Raw genomic sequence first — 22,226 nt, 5'->3', positions numbered from 1 at the left:
ACCGCGCAGCCATGAGCATGACACTCAGGGGAGTGCGCGAGGACCGTAGCCCCGGCGTGAGGGCGCAGGCAGTACCGCAGGGAGATCTTTGCCGCTCCGTGGGCAGCGTTTAGCCCCCTCATGAGAGGGGGCTGGCGGCTGCTTGATGAGCCCTATGCCCAGAGCTGACCCTGGAGCGTCTCGATGGCCTCCTCGGTGGTGGCGGCCGTGTAGACGCCCGTCGAGAGGTACTTCCAGCCACCGTCGGCCACGATGAAGACGATGTCGGCGCTTTCGCCCGCCTTGACGGCCTTCCTGCCTACGCCGATCGCGGCGTGCAGCGCGGCGCCCGTGGAGACGCCCGCGAAGATGCCCTCCTGCTGGAGGAGTTCACGGGTGCGGGTGACCGCGTCGGCCGAGCCGACCGAGAAGCGGGTGGTGAGGACGGAGGCGTCGTAGAGCTCCGGTACGAAGCCCTCGTCGAGGTTGCGCAGGCCGTAGACCAGGTCGTCGTAGCGCGGTTCGGCGGCGACGATCTTCACGTCCGGCTTGTGCTCGCGCAGATAGCGGCCGACGCCCATCAGGGTGCCGGTGGTGCCGAGGCCCGCCACGAAGTGGGTGATCGACGGCAGGTCGGCGAGGATCTCCGGGCCGGTGGTCGCGTAGTGGGCGCCCGCGTTGTCCGGGTTGCCGTACTGGTACAGCATCACCCAGTCGGGGTGCTCGGCGGCCAGCTCCTTGGCCACGCGCACGGCGGTGTTGGAGCCGCCCGCGGCCGGCGAGGAGATGATCTCGGCGCCCCACATGCCGAGCAGGTCCCGGCGCTCCTGCGAGGTGTTCTCCGGCATCACGCACACCATGCGGTAGCCCTTGAGCTTGGCCGCCATGGCCAGCGAGATGCCGGTGTTGCCGGAGGTGGGCTCCAGGATGGTGCACCCGGGGGTCAGACGGCCGTCCTTCTCCGCCTGTTCGATCATGTGCAGCGCGGGACGGTCCTTGACCGAGCCCGTGGGGTTGCGGTCCTCCAGCTTGGCCCAGATCCGGACCTCGGGGGACGGCGACAGCCGCGGCAGACGCACCAGAGGTGTGTCGCCCACCGCGGCCAGCGGGGAGTCGTAGCGCATCGCTGATCAGCGGCCGATCAGGCCATGCCGCCGGCGACAGCGGGGAGGATCGTCACCGCGTCACCGTCGGACAGCTTGGTGTTGATGTTGTCGAGGAAGCGGACGTCCTCGTCGTTCAGGTAGACGTTGACGAAGCGGCGCAGCTTGCCTTCGTCGACGATGCGGGCCTGGATGCCCGTGTGCCGGGTCTCGAGGTCGGCGAGCAGCTCGGCGAGGGTCTCACCACTGCCCTCCACCGCCTTCTGACCGTCGGTGTACGTGCGGAGGATGGTGGGGATGCGGACCTCGATGGCCATGGGTGCGGGCTCCTGTCGGAAGTAGTCAGGTCGGTGGGCGCGCGGCGGCGCGGGGGGGGCGTACTCGTACGCGGGTCAAGAGCGCCGCGGCTCACGGCCGTACGGCGGCAGTGTTCGGCGTCAACAGATGGCGCTGGCGAGCCTGCACAGGTCGACGTGCAGCCGCGCCACGAGCAGCATGCCCGGCGTCTTTTCGCTCACGTCGTGGAGAACCATGGGCTCATCGTATCGATTCCCGGTCCGGATCCTGGAGTGTGATCTCGCATCGTGGATGAATTCTGACCGAACTGCGGGATTCCCCCTCAGTACGCCGCCACGACCTTGACCTCCTCCTCCGTGACCTCGCCGTCCTGGATGCGGAAGGAGCGGAACTGGAACTCGCCGAGGCCGTCGGTGTCGGCCGTGGAGACCAGCACGTAGTGGGCGCCGGGTTCGTTGGCGTAGGAGATGTCCGTGCGGGACGGGTACGCCTCGGTCGCCGTGTGGGAGTGGTAGATCACCACCGGCTCCTCGTCCCGGTCGTCCAGCTCTCGGTAGAGCTTGAGCAGGTCGCCCGAGTCGAACTCGTAGAAGGTGGGCGACATGGCCGCGTTCAGCATCGGGACGAAGCGCTCGGGGCGGTCCGAGCCCGCCGGGCCCGCAACGACGCCGCACGCCTCGTCGGGGTGGTCCTTGCGGGCGTGCGCGACGATCTGGTCGTGGAGGGCCTGGGTGATGGTCAGCATGTCGGTCAGGATAAGCAGAGGGCCGTCCCGTACCGAAGGCTGGTACGGGACGGCCCATATGCCGGACGCCCTGAGCGGCGGCCGCATGGAGCGCCACGAGTGCTCCCTGCGACGGGACGTCCTTCGGTGAGGTCAGCCGACCTTCTCCAACACCCGCTCGCGGCGCTCGGTGACCTGCGGGTTGCGGGCCTTGAGGACGACCCAGCCGACACCGAGGGCGGCGGCCCAGCCGGCCATCACGTACAGGCAGACGCGGGAGTCGGCGTCGTACGCGATCAGGCCCGTGACGAAGAGCAGGAACACGATGGCGATCCAGCTGCACACCGCGCCGCCCGGCGCCGGGAAGGCGGAGGCGGGCAGCCGGCCCGCGACGACCGCGCGGCGGTACCGCACATGGCTGATCAGGATCATCAGCCAGGTCCAGATGCCGGCCGCGGTGGCGACGGAGGTGACGTAGCCGAACGCCTTCTCCGGGACGATGTAGTTGAGGACCACGCCGATGCCCATGAAGAGCACCGAGACGGTGATGCCGAAGGCGGGCGTCTTGGTGGAAGACAGCTTGCTGAAGCCGCGCGGGGCCTCACCGTTGTCGGCCAGGGTGCGCAGCATGCGGCCCGTTGAGTACATGCCGGAATTGCAGGACGACAGGGCCGCGGTCAGCACCACGAAGTTGACGATGCCCGCGCCGGCCGGGATGCCGATCTTGGCGAAGGCGGCGACGAAGGGGCTCACGCCGGGCGCGAACTCGGTCCACTTCACCACGCACAGGATGACCGTGAGGGCGCCGACGTAGAAGAGGGCGATGCGCCAGGGCAGCGTGTTGATCGCCTTGGGGAGCGTCTTCTCCGGGTTCTCCGACTCGCCGGCCGTGACACCGACCAGCTCGACGGCGAGGTAGGCGAACATGACGCCCTGCAGGGTCATCAGGGACGAGCCGATGCCCTTGGGGAAGAAGCCGTCGAACTGCCAGAGGTTGGACACCGCGGCCGTGTCACCGGCGGAGCTGAAGCCGAAGGTCAGCACGCCCAGGCCGATCACGATCATGCCGATCAGGGCGGTGACCTTGACCATCGAGAACCAGAACTCCAGCTCGCCGAAGAGCTTCACGGAGATCAGGTTGACCCCGAAGAGGACCACCAGGAAGACCAGGGCGGTCACCCACTGCGGGACGGCCGGGAACCAGTAGTTGACGTAGATCGCGGCGGCCGTCAGCTCGGCCATGCCGGTCACGACCCACATCAGCCAGTACGTCCAGCCGGTGAAGTAGCCGAAGAAGGGGCCGAGGAACTCGCGGGAGTACTCCGCGAAGGAGCCCGAGACCGGGCGGTACAGCAAGAGCTCGCCGAGCGCCCGCATGATGAAGAAGACGATGGCGCCCGCGAGGGCGTACATCAGGATGAGGCTGGGGCCGGCCTTGGCGATGTTCGCCCCGGCTCCCAGGAACAGGCCGACGCCGATGGCGCCGCCGATGGCGATCATCTGGACCTGACGGCTGCCGAGTCCGCGCTCGTAACCCTCTTCGGAGGTCTTCTCCGTGTCGACCTGAGCGGAGGTCATGTGTCGTGTGCGCCTTTCTCCATGCCGACCCGGGCCTCTCGTCGGCCTCGGATCGGGTTTCGATCCCCCCGGATTGATGGAGCTGTTGCCTGGCCGGCGGTCGTCGGCTCGGTGGCGCACCCGGCCGAACATGGGTGGTGTTCGCCGGGCGGTCGTGAAGATCTATCACGGCCGCAACAATGATCAACTGTGCCCGCTGTGGCGCACGACACAGGAAGAAGCGGACAAAGAACACCCAGAGGGCGCATATCAGTCCGCAGTGGTAACGCGATCGTTATCCGGATTTGAGCGTCCTCTGAGCGAACGCGAAACCGGTGTGAATCAGGACATAAGGGTGGCTACCAGAGTCTCCTGGAGCCCGCCCAGCCACAGATACGCCATCACCATCGGCTTGCGCGGGTCCTCGTCGGGGAGCCGGTAGAGCAGATCGGTGTCGTCCTCGTCCGTGATCTCCAGCCGGGAGCCGATCGCAAGACGCAGGTCGTTGAGCGCGCCCAGCCACTGCCGGGACTCCTCGGGGGAGAGCTTGAGGACCGCCCCCTCCTCCCCCACCGGAGCGAGCGCGTCCAGCGAGCCGATCACCGCGAGCGCGCTCTCGCGCTTGCCGGCCCGCAGGTCGTTCTCGGTGTAGCGGCGGAACTCCGCGGAGTGGGCCCGCTGCTCCTCGGCGTCCTTCGGCGAGTCCGGGGCCAGCTCCGGGTCGCAGTAGGCGTCCGGGAAGAGCCGGCGCAGCACCGGGTCGGCGGGCGGCTCGCTCGGGCCCTCGGCGAACAGTTCGGCGAGCGGGTCCGCGGGGGCGTCCTCGCCGGGGCCGGGGCCGATGAGCTCCAGGAGCTGGACGGCCAGCGACCGGATGATGGAGATCTCGACATCGTCGAGCGCGACGGCCGCGCCGCCGCCGGGGAGCGGTTCGAAGGTTCCGGGCATGGAGGAGATTCGCTACTTCCGGTCCTGCTGGAGGGTGGCCCACAGGCCGTAACCGTGCATCGCCTGCACGTCGCGTTCCATCTCCTCGCGACTGCCGCTGGAGACGACCGCCCGGCCCTTGTGGTGAACGTCGAGCATGAGCTTGGTTGCCTTGTCCTTCGTGTACCCGAAATACGCCTGGAAGACATAGGTCACGTAGCTCATGAGGTTGACCGGGTCGTTGTGGACGATCGTGACCCAGGGGACGTCGGGCTCGGGTACGGCGAAGGCCTCTTCCGCCGATTCGGTGCGTTCGATCTCTACGGGAGCGGGTGACGTCACAGGGCCCATGCTGCCACGCACACCACAAATCGTCACACTGACGAAATGGGGGTACCATCGGTTGCCATGAACACAGCGGACCTTGGGCTGCCGGTGGACGTTCCCTCAACGGCGCTTTTCACGGACCAGTACGAGCTGACGATGCTGCGGGCCGCCCTGAAGGCGGGTACCGCCGAACGGCGCAGCGTGTTCGAGGTCTTCACCCGGCGGCTGCCCGAGGGCCGCCGCTACGGCGTCGTGGCGGGCACCGGGCGCGTCCTGGACGCCGTCGAGAACTTCCGGTTCGACGCGGGGGTCCTCGGCTTCCTGCGCGAGCGGCAGATCGTCGACGAGGAGACCTTGGAGTGGCTGGCCGGCTACCGGTTCAGCGGTGACATCTGGGGCTACCCCGAGGGCGAGGTGTACTTCCCGGGCTCGCCGATCATGCGGGTGGAGGGCACCTTCGCCGAGTGCGTGCTCCTGGAGACCGTGATCCTGTCCATCCTCAACCACGACTCCGCGATCGCGGCCGCCGCCTCCCGTATGTCCTCGGCCGCCGGGAGCCGGCCGCTGATCGAGATGGGCGCCCGCCGCACCCACGAGCTGGCCGCCGTCGCCGCCTCACGGGCCGCCTACCTCGGCGGCTTCGCGAGCACCTCGGACCTGGCGGCCGGCTTCCGCTACGGCATTCCGACCGTCGGCACCTCCGCGCACGCCTTCACCCTGCTGCACGACCGCGAGCGGGACGCCTTCCGGGCCCAGGTCGACTCCCTGGGCCGGGGCACCACGCTGCTCGTGGACACGTACGACGTCACGGAAGCCGTCCGTACGGCCGTCGAGGTGGCCGGACCCGAGCTGGGCGCGGTGCGTATCGACTCCGGCGACCTGCTCCTCGTCGCGCACCGGGTGCGCCAGCAGCTGGACGAGCTGGGCGCCACCGGCACGAAGATCGTCGTGACCTCGGACCTCGACGAGTACGCCATCGCCTCGCTCGCCGCCGCGCCCGTGGACGCGTACGGCGTCGGTACGCAGCTGGTGACCGGTTCCGGGCATCCGACCTGCTCGATGGTCTACAAGCTGGTCGCCCGCGCCCAGTCCGCCGACCCCGGGGCACCGCTGGTACCGGTGGCGAAGAAGTCCACCGGCGGCAAGACCTCCATCGGTGGCCGCAAGTGGGCCGCGCGGCGGCTGGACGCGGACGGGGTGGCGGAGGCCGAGGTCCTCGGCACCGGGCCGATGCCCGCCGATCTGGTCGACCGGCAGCTGCTCGTCGAGCTGGTCAAGGGGGGCGAGGTCGTCGCCCGCGAGCCGCTGGACGCGGTCCGCGACCGGCACACGGCCGCCCGCGCCAACCTTCCGCTGTCCGCGACCCAGCTGTCCCGAGGGGAACCCGTCCTTCCGACGGAGTACGTCCACGGGGACTCGGGTAGCTAGAGCAGGTGCCCTCTCCCACACCGCCGCCGAAGTCTCTAGGCTCGTAAGTTCACTCTCCCCCGCGCTCCACGAGCGGGGGGACCCCAGTCGAAGGACACCGACCATGCGCCGCGCCTTGATCGTCGTTGACGTGCAGAACGACTTCTGTGAAGGGGGCAGCCTCGCGGTGGCCGGGGGTGCCGATGTGGCCGCCGCGATCACCGAGCTGATCGGGCAGGCCCCCGCCGGCTACCGGCACGTCGTGGCCACCCGCGACCACCACATCGCGCCCGGCGGCCACTTCGCCGACAACCCCGACTACGTCCGCTCCTGGCCGGCGCACTGCGTCGCGGGGACGGAGGGCGTGGGCTTCCATCCGAACTTCGCCCCGGCGGTCGCCTCCGGCGCGGTCGAGGCCGTCTTCGACAAGGGGGCGTACGCGGCCGCGTACAGCGGTTTCGAGGGCGTGGACGAGAACGGCGTCCCGCTGGCCGACTGGCTACGGGCCCGGGAGATCGACGAGGTGGACGTGGTCGGCATCGCCACGGACCACTGCGTACGCGCCACCGCGCTGGACGCCGTGCGGGAGGGGTTCCGCACGAACGTCCTGCTCGACCTCACCGCGGGAGTGGCCGAGGACACGACCGAGCGAGCCCTGGAGGAGCTGCGGGGGGCGGGCGTGGAGCTGTCGGGCAAGCCGGTCGTCTGAGCCCGCCGCCCCGTCGTCCGGGGCCCCAGCCCGTCGTGTGCCTAGGTCTGCGCCGGCGCCTGCCGTCTCAGCAGGGCTCTGATCGGGCGCCACAGCTCGGTCACCGGTTCGAGTTCGAGTGCCGGGACACCGTTGTCGGGAGCCGTGCGCCATATCAGGCCGTCCGGGTGGTGCAGGACCGCGGTGATCTCGTCCGGGGTCGGCGGCGCCGCGTTGCCCCGCAGGTAGACCGCGCGCATACCCAGATTGCGCAGTCGTGTCAGGGCGCGGGCGCGGTTGTGGGCATGGACGAGAACGCGCACGCTGCCGGAGCCGTCGGTGGTGGGACGGGGCAGGTTCAGTGCCACCACCACCGTTCCGTTCGGCAGCTTGCAGAAACCTCCTGCGGCCATGCGGTCACACCCCCGTGTGCGTCGGTGTCAATAAGAGGACCACAGGACGCACCTAAACACGATCGGCGGCGACCCGCCAGGGGGTCACCGCCGATACGCTTCTGACCTGCGAAAACGCGAACTACTTCACCGCGGGTCCAACCTGGAGCAAGATCGTGGAGCCATTCTTGGCCTCCTTGACGATCTTGATCTTGGTGTTGGTGTCAGTGATCTTGACGCCACCGGTCGGGTTCGACTCGTCGTAGTAGGTGCTCGTGTGGTCGTTGAAGACCGACACGCCCTTCGACGGCTTGATCTTGGTCGCGACGTCCGCCTTGTGCAGCGTGATGCCGTCCGTGCCGTACAGGCTGAACGGCGAGTCGTAGGCCTGCATGCGGTTGCGCATCAGCGTGCCGTCGGCCCACTTCAGCGCCTTCGGGTGCGCGTCGATCGGCAGGACCAGGCCGACGCCCGGGTGCTGGCTGGTGTTGTTGTCCGCCTGGGAGGTGTCCCACTTCCAGATCAGCAGACCGTTCTGGTACGGGTAGTGCTCCACCCAGTCCGGACGGGTCGTCGAGAAGCCGAAGTTGTACGGGCCGACCTTGAGGGTCTTGTCGTACGACACGTACTGGCGGTTCTCCGCGATGTAGTACTGCGCGTAGTCCTTGGTGAAGGACGCGCCGATGCGGGAGAAGCCGTTCGTGGTCCAAGCGGCGTCCGCGGACTCGGCGTTGTCGGAGAACACGGTCGCGCCGTCGGCGGTCAGCGTGATCTCGTCGGCCGCGAAGCCCTTCTGGGCCACGCCGCCGTCGGTCGCGTAGCGGAAGCGGACGTCGATCTTCTTGCCCGCGTAGGCGTCCAGCGAGTACGACAGCTTCTTGTAGCCGTCGACCGTGCCGGTCAGCGCCGGGGCGTTGCTGGCGTCGCGCGGGATGGCCTGGCCGTCCACCGTGCCGTCGAGCGCGGTCCAGTTGGCGCCGCCGTCGGTCGACACCTCGGTGTAGAGGTAGTCGTAGTTGGCCTCGATGTCGTACCAGCCGTCCATGCTCAGCGTGGCCGAGGATTTGCCGGTGAGATCGACGGAACGGGTCAGCGTGTTCTTGAGGTTGTCACCGCTGCCGCTCCACCACTGGGTCGCGCCCTCGGCCGGGGTCACGATGGTGGTGGTGACCGCCTTGTCGGGCAGGGAGACCACGAGGGCCTGCTTGTCCCAGGTGTTGTACTCGGCGACGCCCAGCTTGTGGGTGGACTGCTTGCCGGCCTTGGCCGTGTCGTAGTTCAGCCAGCCGAGCTGCAGCTTGTCCCAGGCGCTGAAGTCGCCCGGCAGGTCGCCGATGGAGTCCTTGCCCCGGCCGAGCCAGGAACCGGAGGACATCAGGGTCCAGAAACCGGTGGAGTTGTCGCCGCCGGTGGTGTCGTAGTGGTCCGGCAGACCGAGGTCGTGGCCGTACTCGTGGGCGAAGACGCCGAGTCCGCCGTTCTCCGGCTGGATGGTGTAGTCGCCGACCCAGACACCGGTGTCGCCGATCTGGGCCCCGCCCAGCTTGTTGCCCGTGGGGCCGGCGGCGCCGGCGTCGGTGCCGAAGGCGTACCAGCGGTGGGCCCAGATCGCGTCCTTGCCCTGGACGCCGCCGCCCGCGGACTCGTCCTCACCGGCGTGCACGATCTGGAAGTGGTCGATGTAGCCGTCGGGCTCGTTGAAGTTGCCGTCGCCGTCGTAGTCGTAGCGGTCCCACTGGTCGAACTTCGCCACGTCCGTCTTGATCTGCGCGTCGGTGCGGCTGGCCGCCTTCTGCTGGGCGACCCAGGCGTTCAGGCCGTCGCTGACGACGTTCCACACGCTCGGGCAGTTGGTGGAGCCGCAGGCGTTGTTGCCGTAACGAGCCTCGTTGTAGGGGACCTTGACCCAGTCGGCGACCTCGCCGTCGACCGAGTAGCGGCCCGAGGACTCCTTCTCGTAGAACTTCTTCATCGACTCGGTCTTCTTGCCGGTGCCGAAGTAGAGGTCCTGGAAGTGCTTCTGGTTGTAGTCCTTCTGCCAGGCCGTCGAGTTGTCCTTGGCCCGGTCCGGCGCGGCTATCTTGTTGTGCAGCGGGCCTGCCGTGCCGCCGTACTTCGGGTCGGTCTGGTCGCCGAACTCCACCAGGATCGTGAAGATCTTGTCGGTCTTCTCGCGGCCGAGCTCGACGTACTTGCTGTCGCCCTTCTTGCTCTTGAGCTGGACGACCTGCGAACCGTTACGGTTCTTGACCTTGGCCTCGCCGGATATGACCTGGTTCAGGGCCTCCTGGCGCTGGGCCTCCTGGGTCTTGCTGAGCGGACCGTCGAGGTTGTGCTCCTGCTGCTTCACCGGCGCCGGGTCGTGCCGGTTCGCGGCAGCGGACTTGGCCGTCGTGCCGGCCTCCGCCACGGCGAACGTCGAGAACGTGGCGGTGGCCGCCGCGAGTGCCACACCGATCGCGGCCGCTCTGAACGTCCAGGGTCTGCTGATCACTTGCTTCCTCCCCCGCGTCCGGGCACACGGAAGGGGGTCCTGGTCATGGAGAGGTCCGTGCGCGCCTGATCAACGCGTGTAGTCAAGTGACGACATTTGACTAGAGGTTTAAAAGAAAAGACAGACCTTGACTTGGACAGGACAAGTGCACTATGCGGAGCGGGAGTTCGCTTTACGAACGCCTCGCATACGACTTGACGGGCGCGCGAGTCCGTCCACTTGGCGGACCCCATGACTCCGTGCGCCCCCTGTGCACCGGTACCGTGGGTTAGGTCACGCTTACCGGCCGTTCCACTCGGGCATGCACGCGATTAGAGTCGAATGGTGGAACGCCCGGAAGTCGGCGGAAAGCCAGGCCGGTTACCCGTCTCACCCCCAATATCTTCCGAGGACACGATTGCCATGCCTCGTCCGACTGCCGCACAGCTCGCCTACGGTTCCTGCACCGTGATCTTCTCGACCCTCGCCATGCTGCTGCTGTCACAGACGAGTTCGGGTCTGGGGATCGCGGTCATCGCGTTCTCGGCCCTCGCCCTCGGGCTGCTGGTCGCCATGACGGTGCCACTGCCCAGGACGCGTACGGTCGCGGCACCGCAGCCCGCCCCGGTCGTCCAGCAGCGGGTGCCCGCACCGCGGGAGCCCGTGGCCGCCACGGCCGAGCCGATACGGGAGCCGAGCGCACCCTGACAGCCCAGAACGGCGGGTCCGTGAGACTTACGGGCCCGCCGCCTGCTGTGTGGTGCCTTCTCAGCCGGTGCTGACCACCACGGTCTTGGCGGCCTTGTCGTGCAGGCCCTGCTTGTAGGGCTTGTCGAAGAAGCTCCAGCCGCCGGCGATCGCGGTCCAGATGCACGCGCAGCAGAAGGCGAACGGGATCCACAGGACCAGCGCGCGGGTCAGCGACGTCTGGGTGGAGGGCGTGGAGCCGTCCTCCAGGTTGGCCACCCGCATGCCCAGCCACTTCTTGCCGAGGGTCTGTCCCGTCTTGGCGATCAGGAGCGTGTCGTAGGCCACATAGAGCACCGCGACGATGATCGACTGCGCGAACCCCTTGCCCACCTCGATCCGGTCGCTGCTCATCTGGAGCTCGTTCACCCGGAAGATCAGGGTGACCAGCCAGACAACGATGCCCACCAGGACCATGTCGATGATGCGGGCGAGCGTGCGCTTGCCGCTGTCCGCGAGCGGGGGCATGCCGGCCAGCGGGTCGGCGGGGGTGCCGCCGCTTCCGTAGGGGCCACCGCCGTAGGGCGGGGGCTGGCCGCCGGGCGGGACGTCGTACGGCGAACCCGGACCCGGCGGTCCCTGACCTGGCGGGGTGTCATAGGGCGAGCCCGAGCCCGAACCGGACCCCGGACCCGGCCCCTGACCCTCGCCCTGGCCCGGTGGGGTGTCGTACGGCGAGCCCGCCCCCCGGCCCGGTGGGGGCTGCTTCCTGAACGGGTCTTCTTCCGGTGGCTGCTGTCCTGAGCCGGGGGGCGGTTCGGTGCTCATGGCCCGAGTGGACCGCGAAGAACCCGGCACCGCATCCGGCGGGCCGCCGTACGGGGGACCGGCTCAGCTTGTGACGAAGGTGTGCGCCGCCTTGTCGTGCCAGCACTGGCGCCACGGGCGGTCGAACACGCACCAGGCGAGGCCGACGAGTCCGATGCCGAGCAGGCTGGGGACGGTGCAGACGAGCCAGCGGCGCAGGGCGAGGCCGAAGGTGGGCGGCTCGTGCGCCTCGATGTCCCGGACCTCCAGACCGCACACCTTCTTGCCCAGGGTGCGGCCCCACTTGGCGGTGGGCAGCACCTCGTAGAGGAGTCCGGAGACGAGGAGGGCGGCGAGGACGATGCCGAGATACGTCCCTGTCGTACCGTCGAGCAGCCAGACGGTGACGGTACGGCCGGAGAGCCTGGCCTCGTCGATCTTCCCCTGGATGTGGTCGACCGCCTTGCCGCCGAACGGCACGGCGGCCGCGGCGGTCAGGGTGGCGACGACCAGGCTGTCGATGAGCCGGGCGGCCAGCCGTCTGCCGAGTCCCGCGGGCCGCGCCGCCGCCTGCCGCCGGACAACCGCCTGGAACGGGTCCTCCACCGGCGGCTTCCACGGCACCACGGGCTGGTCGTCCCCGGCCCCGGCGAGCCGGTGCACCTGCTGGGCCCAGGAGGACTGCCCGCCACCGGCGCCGCTGGCCATGGGAGTTGCGCCGCCCGACTGCTGGGGTACGGAGGGAGCGGGAGCGGACGCCTGGGCGACCGGCGCCCCTGCCGCCGCCCGGGCCGCCTCGGCCTGCGCCGCGGCAGCACGGTCCGCGGCGGCCTTGCCGGCACCGAACCCGGGGCGAGGGGAGCCACCCGAAGAACCGGAGACACCGGAGGAACCCGAGTCCCCCACGCCCACCGGCCCCTGGGCGGCGAAGCCCGGCGTGCTTCCGGCCTGCGCCCCCGGCGCCCCGTCCTGCTGACCCGTGCGCGGGGAGGGCGCGCGGAACGGGGGGTTGGCGTCGGAGGACGCGGTCGGCCTGCGGAAGACGAAGGTGCCGTCGGACGGCACGTCGGACAAGTCCGCCGGAGGGATCGTCGCCGTCCCGTCGGTGTGGACGGAGGCGCCGTCCGGCTGGGACGGGGGGTCCGCGGGGACCCTGGGATCGGCGCCCCAGGACACGCGCCGGTCCTGGTCGCCGCCGAATCCGGACTGCTGGGCGCGGTCGGCTCCCCAGCCGGGCTCCGGCTGCGGATCCTCGTCGAAGAAGTGCGGGCCGGTCTCCTCCACGGCGGGCGCGGCCGGGCGCCCGCCGGACGGTGAGATGAGCGGTTCGCCGTCCTGCGGCGCCGGCCGGCTGGTGCCCGGCACCCAGGCAGCACCGTTCCAGTACCGGACATATCCAGGAATGGACGGGTCCGGGTAATACCCTTCACGGGGCCGGTCGTCGCCGGGGGCCGGGGTTGGGGCGCTCATGTCCGTCGTCCCGTATCTGCTCGGGGGTCGTATAGGGGCTCCACATCTATCAGACGTGCGCAACTCCCACCGCCAGTCCCGCCGGACCCGCCCCTTTCCGGGCAACGACGTGCACCCGCTTCACAGAGTCGGAAAAAAATTCGCCGAACCCGCGTAATGATCGCGCCCTTACGTCCTCTCCCCTCGTGCGAGGCCGGCCGCACGGCCCCGCACACCCGACCGAGAGAGGAAACCGACGCCATGCACTCCACCGTGGTGGAACGCGAACTGGAGCTGAGGCTCGTCCTGTCGCCGGAGCGCAGCATCCCGGTCCCGGCCCGGCTCAGCTACCGCACCGCCGACCCGTACGCCGTCCACATCACCTTCCACATCAACTCCGAGCACCCGGTGTACTGGACCTTCGCCCGCGAGCTCCTCGTGGAGGGGGTGTTCCGGGCGTGCGGGCAGGGGGACGTACGGGTGTGGCCGACGAAGACGGAGGGCCGCAGCGTCGTCCTCGTCGCGCTCAGCTCGCCCGACGGCGACGCCCTCCTGGAGGCGCCCGCCGCCCAGGTGTCCGCGTGGCTGGAGCGGACGCTGCGCGTGGTGCCCCCTGGGACCGAGGCCGGGCAGCTCGGGATCGACGACGCGCTCGACCAACTGCTCGCCCGGTGACGGCCGGCGGGCGGGCTCAGAACAGCTTGCCCGGGTTGAGGATGCCCAGCGGGTCGAAGACCTGCTTCACCGCGCGCTGCATCTCGACCCCGACCGGGCCGATCTCCCGTGCCAGCCACTCCTTCTTCAGGACGCCCACGCCGTGCTCGCCGGTGATGGTCCCGCCGAGTTCCAGGCCGAGGGCCATGATCTCGTCGAAGGACTCCCGGGCCCGCCGGGACTCGTCGGGGTCCTGCGCGTCGAAGCACACGGTGGGGTGTGTGTTGCCGTCCCCGGCGTGGGCGCAGACTCCGATGGTCAGCCCGAACTTCCCGGCGATCCGCTCGATGCCTTCGAGCATCTCGCCCAGCCGCGAGCGGGGCACGCACACGTCGTCGATCATCGTCGTGCCCTTGACCGCCTCCAGGGCGGTGAGGGACAGCCGGCGCCCCTGGAGGAGGAGTTCGGACTCGGCGGCGTCCTCGGCCGGGACCACCTGCGTGGCACCGGCGGCCTCGCACAGCGCGCCGACGGCGGCGAGGTCGGCGGACGGGTCCGGGGTGTCGAAGGCGGCGAGGAGGAGGGCCTCGGTCGACTCGGGCAGGCCCATGTGGGCGAGGTCGTTGACCGCCTTCACCGTCGTACGGTCCATGAGTTCGAGCAGGGAGGGCACATGGCCGCCCGCCATGATCCGGCACACGGCGTCGCAGGCGGCGGCCGCGGAGGCGAACTCGGCAGCGAGCACCAGTTGCTGCGGCGGCTTGGGCTTCAGCGCCAGGACGGCCCGCACGACGATGCCGAGCGAGCCCTCGGAGCCGACGAACAGACGGGTCAGGTCGTAGCCCGCGACGCCCTTCGCCGTGCGGCGGCCCGTGGACATCAGACGGCCGTCGGCCAGCACGACGTCCAGACCGAGGACGTACTCGGCCGTCACCCCGTACTTCACACAGCACAAACCGCCGGAACCCGTCCCGATGTTGCCGCCGATGGTGCACATCTCCCAGCTGGAGGGGTCCGGCGGGTAGTACAGCCCGTGCTCCTCGACCGCGCGGGAGAGGGTGGCGTTGATGACGCCCGGCTCGACCACGGCGATCCGGTCGACCGGACTGATCTCCAGAATGCGGTCCATCTTGGTGAGGGACAGCACGATGCAGCCCTCGGAGGCATTGGCGCCGCCGGACAGACCGGAGCGGGCGCCCTGCGGAACGACCGGGACGCGCAGTTCGGTGGCGATCCGCATGACGTGCTGGACCTGTTCGACCGTGCGCGGCAGGACGACCACGGCCGGTGCGCCCGCCGGGCAGAAGCTCGCCATGTCATTGGCGTACGAGGCGGTGACGTCGGGATCGGTGAGGACCGCCTCGGCCGGCAGGCCCGCGAGGAGCCGGTCGCCGAGGTTTCCCTGGGCTTCGTCGGGTGCGGCTTGGATACGGCTCATGATCACAGCGTCGCACCCGCGGCCATCGGTGTGAACCCCGTCCGTGACGCGCCTTGAGCTGACCGTATGGCTTGTCGTATTAGCGCACAGTGAGCGCCATGGAGAACGAACAGTCCCGCCCGGGTACGTCCCTGCTGGCGGAGCAGCCGCCCCGCCGCTCCCGAAGGCTGCGGCGCGCACTGATCGTCTCGGTCGCGGCGGGCGTCGCGGCCGGTGCCGCGGTCGGCGGAGTCCTGATGCTGCTCCCCTCGTCGCCCCGGGCCAGGCCGCCGGTGCCGGGGTCCGGGCCGCAGGCGCTGACGGCGGTCAACGCGGGGGTGCCGGCCGCGCTGCCCGATCTGGCCGCGCTGATCGGGCAGCAGGAGAGGCATCTGCGGAGGCATCCGCAGGACGCGCCGGCCTGGGCCGTGCTGGGCACGTCCTATGTGGAACAGGGGCGGCGGACCGCCGACGCCGCGGACTTCCCGAGGGCCGAGCGGGCGCTGCGGACGTCGCTCAGGGTGCTGGGCGAGGACAACCCGCAGAGCGCGCCGGCGCTCGGTGGGATGGCCGCGCTGGCGAACGCGCGCCGGGACTTCGCCGAGGCCAAGCGCTGGGGCGAGCAGGCGCTGGACGCGGAGCCGAAGCGGTGGTCGACGTATCCGCTGCTGATCGACGCGTACACCGGCCTCGGCGACTACAAGGCGGCCCGGGAGACGCTGGAGAAGCTGGTGGGGCTGAAGGTCGAGGCCGCCCGGCGGCCGGCCGTGATGGCGCAGGCGGCCGCCGTCTACCGCGACCGGGGCTGGCGCGAGGACGCGGCGGCACAGCTGGCGGACGCCTCGGCGGCCGCGCGGACGCCCACCGAGCAGGCGGTCTATCTGGAGCAGGCGGGACAGCTGGCCTGGGAGCGCGGCGACCGCGAGGACGCGCTGCGGCACTTCGAGGCGGCCCTGCGTCTCGACCCCGGCCAGGCGACCGCCCTGGCCGGGCGGGGGCGGGCGCTCGCCGCACTGGGCCGCACACAGGAGGCCCTCAACGCCTACCAGGAGGCGCTCGCCAACCAGCCCAGTCCCCAGTACGCCCTGGAACTGGGCGAGTTGTACGAGTCGCTGGGGCAGCGGCCGGAGGCCCGGGTGCAGTACGACCTGCTGCGGGTGCGGGTGGCCCAGGACACGGCGGGCGGGGTCGACGACGAGCTGGTGCTCGGGCAGTTCGAGGCGGACCACGGCAACCCGCAGGATGCCGTGCAGCGGCTGGAGGCCGAGTGGGAGCGGCAGCCGGGGATCGAGGTGGCGGACGCGCTGGGGTGGGCGCTGAACCGGGCGGGGGACGCCGAGAAGGCGCTGGAGTACGCAGAGATCGCCACGGACAAGGTCAACGGCGGCGGAGTGCGCAGCGCCCTGTACGCGTTCCACCGGGGCATGATCGAGCGGGAGCTGGAGCTGGAGGGACCGGCCCGGCGGCACCTGGAGGAGGCGCTGCGGATCAGTCCGTACTTCTCGCCCCTGCAGGCGCCCGCGGCCAAGACGGCGTTGCGGGAGCTGGGCGAGCCGTCGGCCGAGGAGCCCGTGTTCGACGACGCGAAGGCACCAAAACGGTGAGTGGGTCGTCGGGTCCTGCGGGTGCCCCCGAGGCACTCGCAGGACCCGGGCGGGTCACAGGTTTCCGCGCCGCTCCTGCTCGCGCTCGATCGCCTCGAACAGGGCCTTGAAGTTGCCCTTTCCGAAGCCCATCGAGCCGTGCCGTTCGATGATCTCGAAGAAGACGGTCGGGCGGTCCTGGACCGGCTTGGTGAAGATCTGCAGGAGGTAGCCGTCCTCGTCGCGGTCGGCGAGGATCTTCAGCTCGCGCAGGGTGTCGATCGGGACACGGGTGTCGCCGACCCACTCGCCGAGGGTGTCGTAGTACGAGCCGGGAGTGTCCAGGAACTCGACTCCGGCCGCGCGCATGGTCCGTACCGTCTCGACGATGTCGTTCGTGTTGAGCGCGATGTGCTGGACGCCCGCGCCGCCGTAGAACTCCAGGTACTCGTCGATCTGGGACTTCTTCTTGGCGATGGCCGGCTCGTTGATCGGGAACTTGACCTTCAGGGTCCCGTCCGCGACGACCTTCGACATCAGCGCGCTGTACTCGGTCGCGATGTCGTCGCCCACGAACTCCTTCATGTTCGTGAAGCCCATGACCTTGTTGTAGAAGCCGACCCACTCGTTCATCCGGCCGAGTTCGACGTTGCCGACGCAGTGGTCGATGGCCTGGAAGGTGCGGCGGGCGGGCGGCTCGACGATCGGGGCGGCCGCGACGTAGCCGGGGAGGTACGAGCCGTCGTAGCCGGAGCGGTCGACGAGGGTGTGGCGGGTCTCGCCGTACGTGGCGATCACGGCGAGGACGACGGTGCCGTGCTCGTCCTTCAGCTCGTACGGCTCGGCCACGGAGCGGGCGCCGTGCTCGATCGCGTAGGCGTACGCGCGGCGCGCGTCCGGGACCTCGATGGCCAGGTCGATGACGCCGTCGCCGTGCTCGGCCACGTGCCGGGCGAGGAAGGCGCCCCACTCGGTGCTCGGCTTGACGACCGAGGTGAACACGAAGCGGGCGGAGCCGTTCTCCAGGACATAGCTCGCGGTCTCGCGGCTGCCCGTCTCCGGTCCGGAGTAGGCGACCAGCTTCATGCCGAAGGCGGTGGAGTAATAGTGCGCCGCCTGCTTGGCGTTGCCCACGGCGAAGACGACCGCGTCCATTCCCTTGACCGGGAAGGGGTCGGCCTGCCGGGCGGTGTCGGGAGTGTGGTGTGTGGTCTGCGTCATGGCGGAAGACTGGCTCCGCTCTGCAAGGTGCGCAATAGTTTCCGTATCGACTGGACAATATGTTCAGTACTACGGCCGTATCTGCGGACCTTCTGTACAGGATGACCAACCCGGGAGACGACATGGCGATCGATCATCTGGACGGGCGCATCGTCCTGCTGCTGGCCCGGGAGCCACGGCTCGGGGTCCTGGAGATGTCACGCCGGCTGGGGGTCGCCCGGGGGACCGTGCAGGCGCGCCTCGACCGGCTTCAGTCGAACGGAGTCATCCGCGGATTCGGACCGCAGGTCGATCCGGCGGCCCTCGGCTATCCGGTCACCGCGTTCGCCACGCTCCAGATCCGGCAGGGACAAGGGCCCGACGTCCGGGCCCACTTGGCGACCGTGCCGGAGGTACTGGAACTGCACACCACCACGGGCACCGGGGACATGCTGTGCCGGCTGGTGGCCCGCTCGAACGCCGATCTCCAGCGGGTGATCGACCGGGTTGTCGGTTTTGATGGCATCGTCCGGGCCTCCACGGCGATCGTCATGGAGAACCCCGTCCCGCTGCGGATCATCCCGCTGGTGGAGCAGGCGGCGGAGGACCGGGACGGAACCTGACCCGACCGAACCGGGGGTGAGCAGGGCGTGGGCTTCTGGGAGTACCTGGGCGACCGGCATCAGCAGTTGCTCACGGACGCCTACCAGCACGCCAGTGTCGTCTTCCAGTGCATGGTCGTGGCGACCCTGCTCGGAGTGCTGATCGGGGTCCTCACCCACCGCAGCGAATGGGCCGGGAACCTCGCCACCACGGCCACCGCCACCGTCCTGACCATCCCGTCCCTCGCCCTGATCGGCCTGCTGATCCCGGCCGTGGGCCTCGGCGTGCCGCCGACGGTGATCGCGCTGACGCTGTACGGGCTGCTGCCGATCGTGCGGAACTCGGTCGTGGGCCTGCGCGGAGTCGATCCGGTGCTGCTGGACGCGGCGCGCGGCATCGGCATGTCCCGTCGCGCCCGGCTGCTGCGGGTGGAGCTGCCGCTGGCCTGGCCGCCGATCCTGACCGGCATCCGGATCTCCACCCAGATGCTGATGGGCATCGCGGCCGTCGCCGCCTATGCCTCCGGGCCCGGTCTGGGCAACGAGATCTTCCGCGGGATCGCCTCCCTGGGCAGCAGGAACGCGCTCAACCAGGTACTCGCGGGCACGCTCGGGATCGTCGTCCTGGCGTTGCTGTTCGACGCCGCGTACGTGCTGGTCGGACGGCTGACGATTGCCAGGGGGATCCGTGGCTGATTCCAGGGGTGTCCATGGCTGAGCTTCCGGGCGGATCCGTGGCCGAATCCGGCGGCAGCACCGGCACGCACGGCGCCTCGATCGAGCTGGAGCACCTCACCAAGCGCTATCCAGGCAGCGCGGACCCCTCCGTGGACGACGTGACCATGCAGATCGGGGCGGGCGAGACCGTCGTGCTCGTCGGCCCGTCCGGCTGCGGCAAGTCGACCACCCTGAGGATGATCAACCGGCTGATCGAGCCGACCGGGGGCCGTATCCGGATCGACGGCGCGGACGTCACCGCCATGGACCCGGTGCGGCTGCGCCGGAACGTCGGGTACGCGATCCAGTCGTCCGGGCTGTTCCCGCACCTGACCGCCGCCCAGAACATCGCGCTCGTACCGAGGATGCTCGGCTGGCCGAAGCCACGGATCAGGCGGCGGGTGGAGGAGATGCTCGTCCTGGTCGGTCTCGACCCCGGCGAGTTCCACGACCGCTATCCGCGCGGGCTCTCCGGTGGCCAGCAGCAGCGCGTCGGGGTGGCCCGGGCCCTGGCCGCCGATCCGCCGGTCCTGCTGATGGACGAGCCGTTCGGCGCGCTGGACCCGATCACCCGCGACCGGCTCCAGGACGAGCTGATCCGGCTCCAGCGCGAGCTGCACAAGACGATCGTCTTCGTCACCCACGACTTCGACGAGGCGATCAAACTGGGCGACCGGATCGCGGTGCTGCGCGAGCGCTCGCGCATCGCCCAGTTCGACACCCCGGAGGCGATCCTCACCGGGCCGGCGGACGACTTCGTGTCCGGGTTCGTGGGCGCGGGGGCGGCGCTCAAGCGGCTCAATCTGACCCGCGTACGGGACGTGGGGATCGCCGGCTGTCCCACCGCCACCGAGGACACCCCGCTGCACGAGATCCTCGACCGGCTGCGGGGAAGCGGTACGGACGAGATCCTCCTCCTCGACCGGCAGCGCCGCCCCGGCAGCTGGCTCAGGCGCGGCGACCTCGTGCGGTCGGGGGACTCGCCGGCGCGCACGGGCACACCGGTGCGGCGCACCGTGCCCCGGGACGCGACGCTGCGGGACGCGCTGGAGGCGCTGCTGACGGACAGCGCGGGCCGGGTCGCGGTGACCGGGGCCGACGGGGAGTACGCGGGCGTCGTCGACGTGGGCACGCTGATGCGTTCCGTGCACGAACTGCTGGCGGCCGACCGGCCGGCGGACGCCGGGGCGAAGAGCACGCCGTGACCACGCCGGGCCGCCTGGACGAGGTGGATGGCCCGGCCGGGCTGCGGGAGCCGACGGCCGGGACCGGGTCCGCGGATGCCATCGGCCCGAAAGGTCCCCGGACCCCGCCGCCCCGGCCACGCCGCCGGCTCACCTGGCAGAAGCTGACCGTCATGCCGGCCGTGCTGACGACGGTCCTGCTGGCGACCCTGCTGTGGTTCCGGCGGGCCGACCTGGACGCGGTCTCCCGGAACGCGCTGTCCGGCGGCCAGGTGTCCAAAGCCCTGTGGCAGCACGTCGAACTCACCGTGATCTCGACCTTCTTCGTGCTGGTCATCGCGATCCCGCTGGGCATCCTGCTGACCCGCGCGGCATTCCGGCGGGCCACCCCGGTCGTGATGGCGATGGCCAACACGGGCCAGGCGACACCGGCGATCGGGCTGCTCGCCCTGCTGGTGATCTGGCTCGGCACCGGCATGAAGGCGGCCCTGATCGGCATCACCGCCTACGCCCTGCTGCCGGTGCTCGCGAACACCGTCACGGGCCTGAAGGCGAACGATCCGACCCTGCTCGAAGCGGCCCGCGGCATCGGCATGTCCTCGCCGGGTGTGCTGGCCCGCGTGGAACTCCCCCTCGCCGTCCCGCTGATCCTGGCCGGCGTACGCACGGCGCTGGTCCTCAACGTCGGCACGGCCACCCTCGCCGCGTTCGGCGGAGGCGGCGGCCTCGGCGTGCTGATCACCGCCGGAATCACCACCCGCCGCATGCCGGTACTGATCCTGGGCTCCATCCTCACCGTCACCCTCGCCCTGCTGGTCGACTGGCTGGCCTCACTGGCCGAGTTGCTGCTGCGGCCACGCGGACTGGCGGTGGAGACGTGAACCGCGGCGCCCGCCTACGGCCGGCCCGCGGCACCGGCATGTCCTCGCCGGGTGTGCCGGCCCGCATGGAACTCCCCCTCGCCGTCCCACTGATCCTGGCCGGCGTACGCACGGCGCTGGTCCCCAACGTCGGCACGGCCACCCTCGCCGCGCTCGGCGGAGGCGACGGCCTCGGCGTGCCGATCACCGCCCGGGTCACGGCGGTGGAGACGTGAGTCGCCGCGCCCGTCTGCTGCTGGTCGGGGTGCTGGTGGCGGTGTCCGGGTGTGGGCTGAGCAGTGGGTCCCCGATGGTCGACGACGTCCGGCCGGGGTCCATCGGGCAGGGGCGGCCGCTCGAGGGTGCCCATCTCACGGTGACGTCGAAGGCGGACACGGAGAGCCTGATCCTCGGCGCGATGATGGGCATCGCCTTCCAGGCGGCGGGCGCGGATGTCCTCGACCGGACCGGCGTCCAGGGCTCGATCGGGGCGCGGGAGGCGGTCAGGAGCGGGGACGCGGACGCCATGTACGACTACACGGGCACCGCCTGGATCACGTACCAGGGCAACAGCGAACCGGTCCCCGACCCGCACAAGCAGTGGCAGGCGGTGCGCGACGCCGACCTCGCCAACGGGCTGACCTGGCTCACGCCCTCGCGGCTGGACAACACCTACGCCCTCGCCGTGAACCGGGCCGGCGCCAGGAGGTACGGCACCCGCACCCTGTCGGACGTGGCCGCGCTGACCAGGTCGCGTCCCGGGGCCGTGACGCTGTGCGTGGAGGGCGAGTTCGCCAACCGGGCGGACGGGCTGCGGGGGATGCAGAAGGCGTACGGGATGAAGGTCCCGGCGTCGGACATCACACAGATGGACACCGGGATCATCTACACCGAGACGGCGAAGGGGAGTTGCACCTACGGGGAGGTCTACACGACCGACGGGCGGATCCGTGCCATGGGCCTGGAGGTGATGGCGGACGACCGGAAGTTCTTCCCCAACTACAACGCGGCCCCCGAGCTCAACTCCCGCACCCTGAAGGAGTGGCCGGCCATCGCCGGCGTACTCGACCCCGTCACGGCGAAACTCGACAACGCCGTGGCACAGACGCTCAACGCGAAGGTGGACGTCGACGGGGAGGATCCGCACCAGGTGGCTCTGGACTGGATGAAGGCGCAGGGGTTCGTGAAGTAG

Annotated in this window: 23 protein-coding genes and 1 pseudogene; 11 read left to right on the top strand and 13 right to left on the bottom strand. The window is 70.2% G+C overall.

Features of this window, described 5'->3' with window-relative positions; all coding sequences use genetic code 11:
* Positions 1–152: 152 nt before the first annotated feature.
* The 7 genes from ACZ4EG_RS00615 to clpS all read right to left on the bottom strand — a co-directional run bounded on the left by ACZ4EG_RS00615 (position 153) and on the right by clpS (position 4,938).
* Positions 153–1,103 (bottom strand): PLP-dependent cysteine synthase family protein, encoded by a 951-nt coding sequence (locus ACZ4EG_RS00615; protein ID WP_467789027.1) that lies wholly within the window; start codon positions 1,101–1,103, stop codon positions 153–155.
* Between the two features lie 17 nt (positions 1,104–1,120).
* Positions 1,121–1,399, bottom strand: a complete 279-nt coding sequence (locus tag ACZ4EG_RS00610) for a MoaD/ThiS family protein (RefSeq protein WP_453557246.1) — start codon at positions 1,397–1,399, stop codon at positions 1,121–1,123.
* Between the two features lie 120 nt (positions 1,400–1,519).
* The gene (locus ACZ4EG_RS00605; RefSeq protein ID WP_312025360.1) at positions 1,520–1,615 is read right to left on the bottom strand and encodes a putative leader peptide; all 96 of its coding nucleotides are present in this window, start codon (positions 1,613–1,615) and stop codon (positions 1,520–1,522) included.
* An 86-nt stretch (positions 1,616–1,701) separates the two neighbouring features.
* Positions 1,702–2,124, bottom strand: a complete 423-nt coding sequence (locus ACZ4EG_RS00600) for a M67 family metallopeptidase (RefSeq protein WP_467789026.1) — start codon at positions 2,122–2,124, stop codon at positions 1,702–1,704.
* A gap of 132 nt (positions 2,125–2,256) precedes the next feature.
* Positions 2,257–3,681: an amino acid permease gene (locus ACZ4EG_RS00595; RefSeq protein ID WP_453557239.1), complete on the bottom strand. Its 1,425-nt coding sequence runs from the start codon at positions 3,679–3,681 to the stop codon at positions 2,257–2,259.
* A gap of 321 nt (positions 3,682–4,002) precedes the next feature.
* Positions 4,003–4,608, bottom strand: coding sequence for a DUF2017 domain-containing protein (locus ACZ4EG_RS00590; RefSeq protein WP_467789025.1), 606 nt, complete (start codon positions 4,606–4,608; stop codon positions 4,003–4,005).
* Between the two features lie 12 nt (positions 4,609–4,620).
* Complete coding sequence (gene clpS, locus ACZ4EG_RS00585; RefSeq protein ID WP_363295421.1) at positions 4,621–4,938, bottom strand: ATP-dependent Clp protease adapter ClpS; 318 nt, start codon at positions 4,936–4,938, stop codon at positions 4,621–4,623.
* A 57-nt stretch (positions 4,939–4,995) separates the two neighbouring features.
* Between clpS and ACZ4EG_RS00580 the strand changes: the two genes are divergently transcribed.
* Together ACZ4EG_RS00580 and ACZ4EG_RS00575 are read left to right on the top strand one after the other, a co-directional pair.
* A complete protein-coding gene (locus tag ACZ4EG_RS00580; RefSeq protein ID WP_467789024.1) occupies positions 4,996–6,342 on the top strand; it encodes a nicotinate phosphoribosyltransferase in 1,347 nt (448 codons plus the stop codon).
* 103 nt (positions 6,343–6,445) lie between these two features.
* A complete protein-coding gene (locus ACZ4EG_RS00575; RefSeq protein ID WP_453557233.1) occupies positions 6,446–7,030 on the top strand; it encodes an isochorismatase family protein in 585 nt (194 codons plus the stop codon).
* A gap of 41 nt (positions 7,031–7,071) precedes the next feature.
* Here ACZ4EG_RS00575 and ACZ4EG_RS00570 read toward each other — a convergent pair whose 3' ends face one another.
* Both ACZ4EG_RS00570 and ACZ4EG_RS00565 read right to left on the bottom strand, forming a co-directional pair.
* On the bottom strand, positions 7,072–7,422 hold the full coding sequence (locus tag ACZ4EG_RS00570) for a hypothetical protein (RefSeq protein WP_467789023.1): 351 nt from the start codon (positions 7,420–7,422) through the stop codon (positions 7,072–7,074).
* Between the two features lie 121 nt (positions 7,423–7,543).
* Positions 7,544–9,895, bottom strand: a complete 2,352-nt coding sequence (locus ACZ4EG_RS00565; RefSeq protein WP_467789022.1) for an immune inhibitor A domain-containing protein — start codon at positions 9,893–9,895, stop codon at positions 7,544–7,546.
* A gap of 402 nt (positions 9,896–10,297) precedes the next feature.
* Between ACZ4EG_RS00565 and ACZ4EG_RS00560 the strand changes: the two genes are divergently transcribed.
* On the top strand, positions 10,298–10,582 hold the full coding sequence (locus tag ACZ4EG_RS00560) for a hypothetical protein (protein WP_467789021.1): 285 nt from the start codon (positions 10,298–10,300) through the stop codon (positions 10,580–10,582).
* Positions 10,583–10,642: 60 nt separating this feature from the next.
* On the opposite strand, the gene ACZ4EG_RS00555 is transcribed toward ACZ4EG_RS00560, so the two are convergent.
* The gene (locus ACZ4EG_RS00555; protein ID WP_467789020.1) at positions 10,643–11,389 is read right to left on the bottom strand and encodes an RDD family protein; all 747 of its coding nucleotides are present in this window, start codon (positions 11,387–11,389) and stop codon (positions 10,643–10,645) included.
* A gap of 63 nt (positions 11,390–11,452) precedes the next feature.
* Positions 11,453–12,838: an RDD family protein gene (locus ACZ4EG_RS00550; RefSeq protein WP_467789019.1), complete on the bottom strand. Its 1,386-nt coding sequence runs from the start codon at positions 12,836–12,838 to the stop codon at positions 11,453–11,455.
* Positions 12,839–13,078: 240 nt separating this feature from the next.
* Between ACZ4EG_RS00550 and ACZ4EG_RS00545 the strand changes: the two genes are divergently transcribed.
* A complete protein-coding gene (locus ACZ4EG_RS00545) occupies positions 13,079–13,492 on the top strand; it encodes an SsgA family sporulation/cell division regulator (protein ID WP_453557221.1) in 414 nt (137 codons plus the stop codon).
* Positions 13,493–13,508: 16 nt separating this feature from the next.
* On the opposite strand, the gene ACZ4EG_RS00540 is transcribed toward ACZ4EG_RS00545, so the two are convergent.
* Positions 13,509–14,915 carry an FAD-binding oxidoreductase gene (locus ACZ4EG_RS00540; RefSeq protein ID WP_453557219.1) on the bottom strand — a complete coding sequence of 469 codons (1,407 nt, stop codon included), beginning with the start codon at positions 14,913–14,915 and terminating at the stop codon, positions 13,509–13,511.
* 92 nt (positions 14,916–15,007) lie between these two features.
* Between ACZ4EG_RS00540 and ACZ4EG_RS00535 the strand changes: the two genes are divergently transcribed.
* Positions 15,008–16,492 (top strand): tetratricopeptide repeat protein, encoded by a 1,485-nt coding sequence (locus tag ACZ4EG_RS00535; protein ID WP_467789018.1) that lies wholly within the window; start codon positions 15,008–15,010, stop codon positions 16,490–16,492.
* A gap of 54 nt (positions 16,493–16,546) precedes the next feature.
* On the opposite strand, the gene hppD is transcribed toward ACZ4EG_RS00535, so the two are convergent.
* Complete coding sequence (hppD, locus tag ACZ4EG_RS00530) at positions 16,547–17,692, bottom strand: 4-hydroxyphenylpyruvate dioxygenase (RefSeq protein WP_467789017.1); 1,146 nt, start codon at positions 17,690–17,692, stop codon at positions 16,547–16,549.
* 122 nt (positions 17,693–17,814) lie between these two features.
* Here hppD and ACZ4EG_RS00525 point away from each other — a divergent pair, with 122 nt between their 5' ends.
* The 6 genes and pseudogenes from ACZ4EG_RS00525 to ACZ4EG_RS00500 all read left to right on the top strand — a co-directional run bounded on the left by ACZ4EG_RS00525 (position 17,815) and on the right by ACZ4EG_RS00500 (position 22,226).
* Positions 17,815–18,294 (top strand): Lrp/AsnC family transcriptional regulator, encoded by a 480-nt coding sequence (locus tag ACZ4EG_RS00525; protein WP_467789016.1) that lies wholly within the window; start codon positions 17,815–17,817, stop codon positions 18,292–18,294.
* Between the two features lie 27 nt (positions 18,295–18,321).
* Positions 18,322–18,969 (top strand): ABC transporter permease, encoded by a 648-nt coding sequence (locus tag ACZ4EG_RS00520; protein ID WP_453557213.1) that lies wholly within the window; start codon positions 18,322–18,324, stop codon positions 18,967–18,969.
* Positions 18,970–18,983: 14 nt separating this feature from the next.
* Positions 18,984–20,195, top strand: coding sequence for a betaine/proline/choline family ABC transporter ATP-binding protein (locus ACZ4EG_RS00515; protein WP_467789015.1), 1,212 nt, complete (start codon positions 18,984–18,986; stop codon positions 20,193–20,195).
* Positions 20,192–21,055: an ABC transporter permease gene (locus ACZ4EG_RS00510; protein WP_453557209.1), complete on the top strand. Its 864-nt coding sequence runs from the start codon at positions 20,192–20,194 to the stop codon at positions 21,053–21,055. The genes ACZ4EG_RS00515 and ACZ4EG_RS00510 overlap by 4 nt, the downstream gene beginning before the upstream one ends.
* Before the next feature lie 14 nt (positions 21,056–21,069).
* Positions 21,070–21,258, top strand: a pseudogene (locus ACZ4EG_RS00505) (ABC transporter permease); the annotation flags it as partial.
* Between the two features lie 86 nt (positions 21,259–21,344).
* Positions 21,345–22,226, top strand: a complete 882-nt coding sequence (locus tag ACZ4EG_RS00500; RefSeq protein WP_467789451.1) for a glycine betaine ABC transporter substrate-binding protein — start codon at positions 21,345–21,347, stop codon at positions 22,224–22,226.

This window comes from Streptomyces sp. NPDC025638 (assembly GCF_055558775.1).
This window is presented reverse-complemented; position numbering and strand designations above follow the sequence as displayed.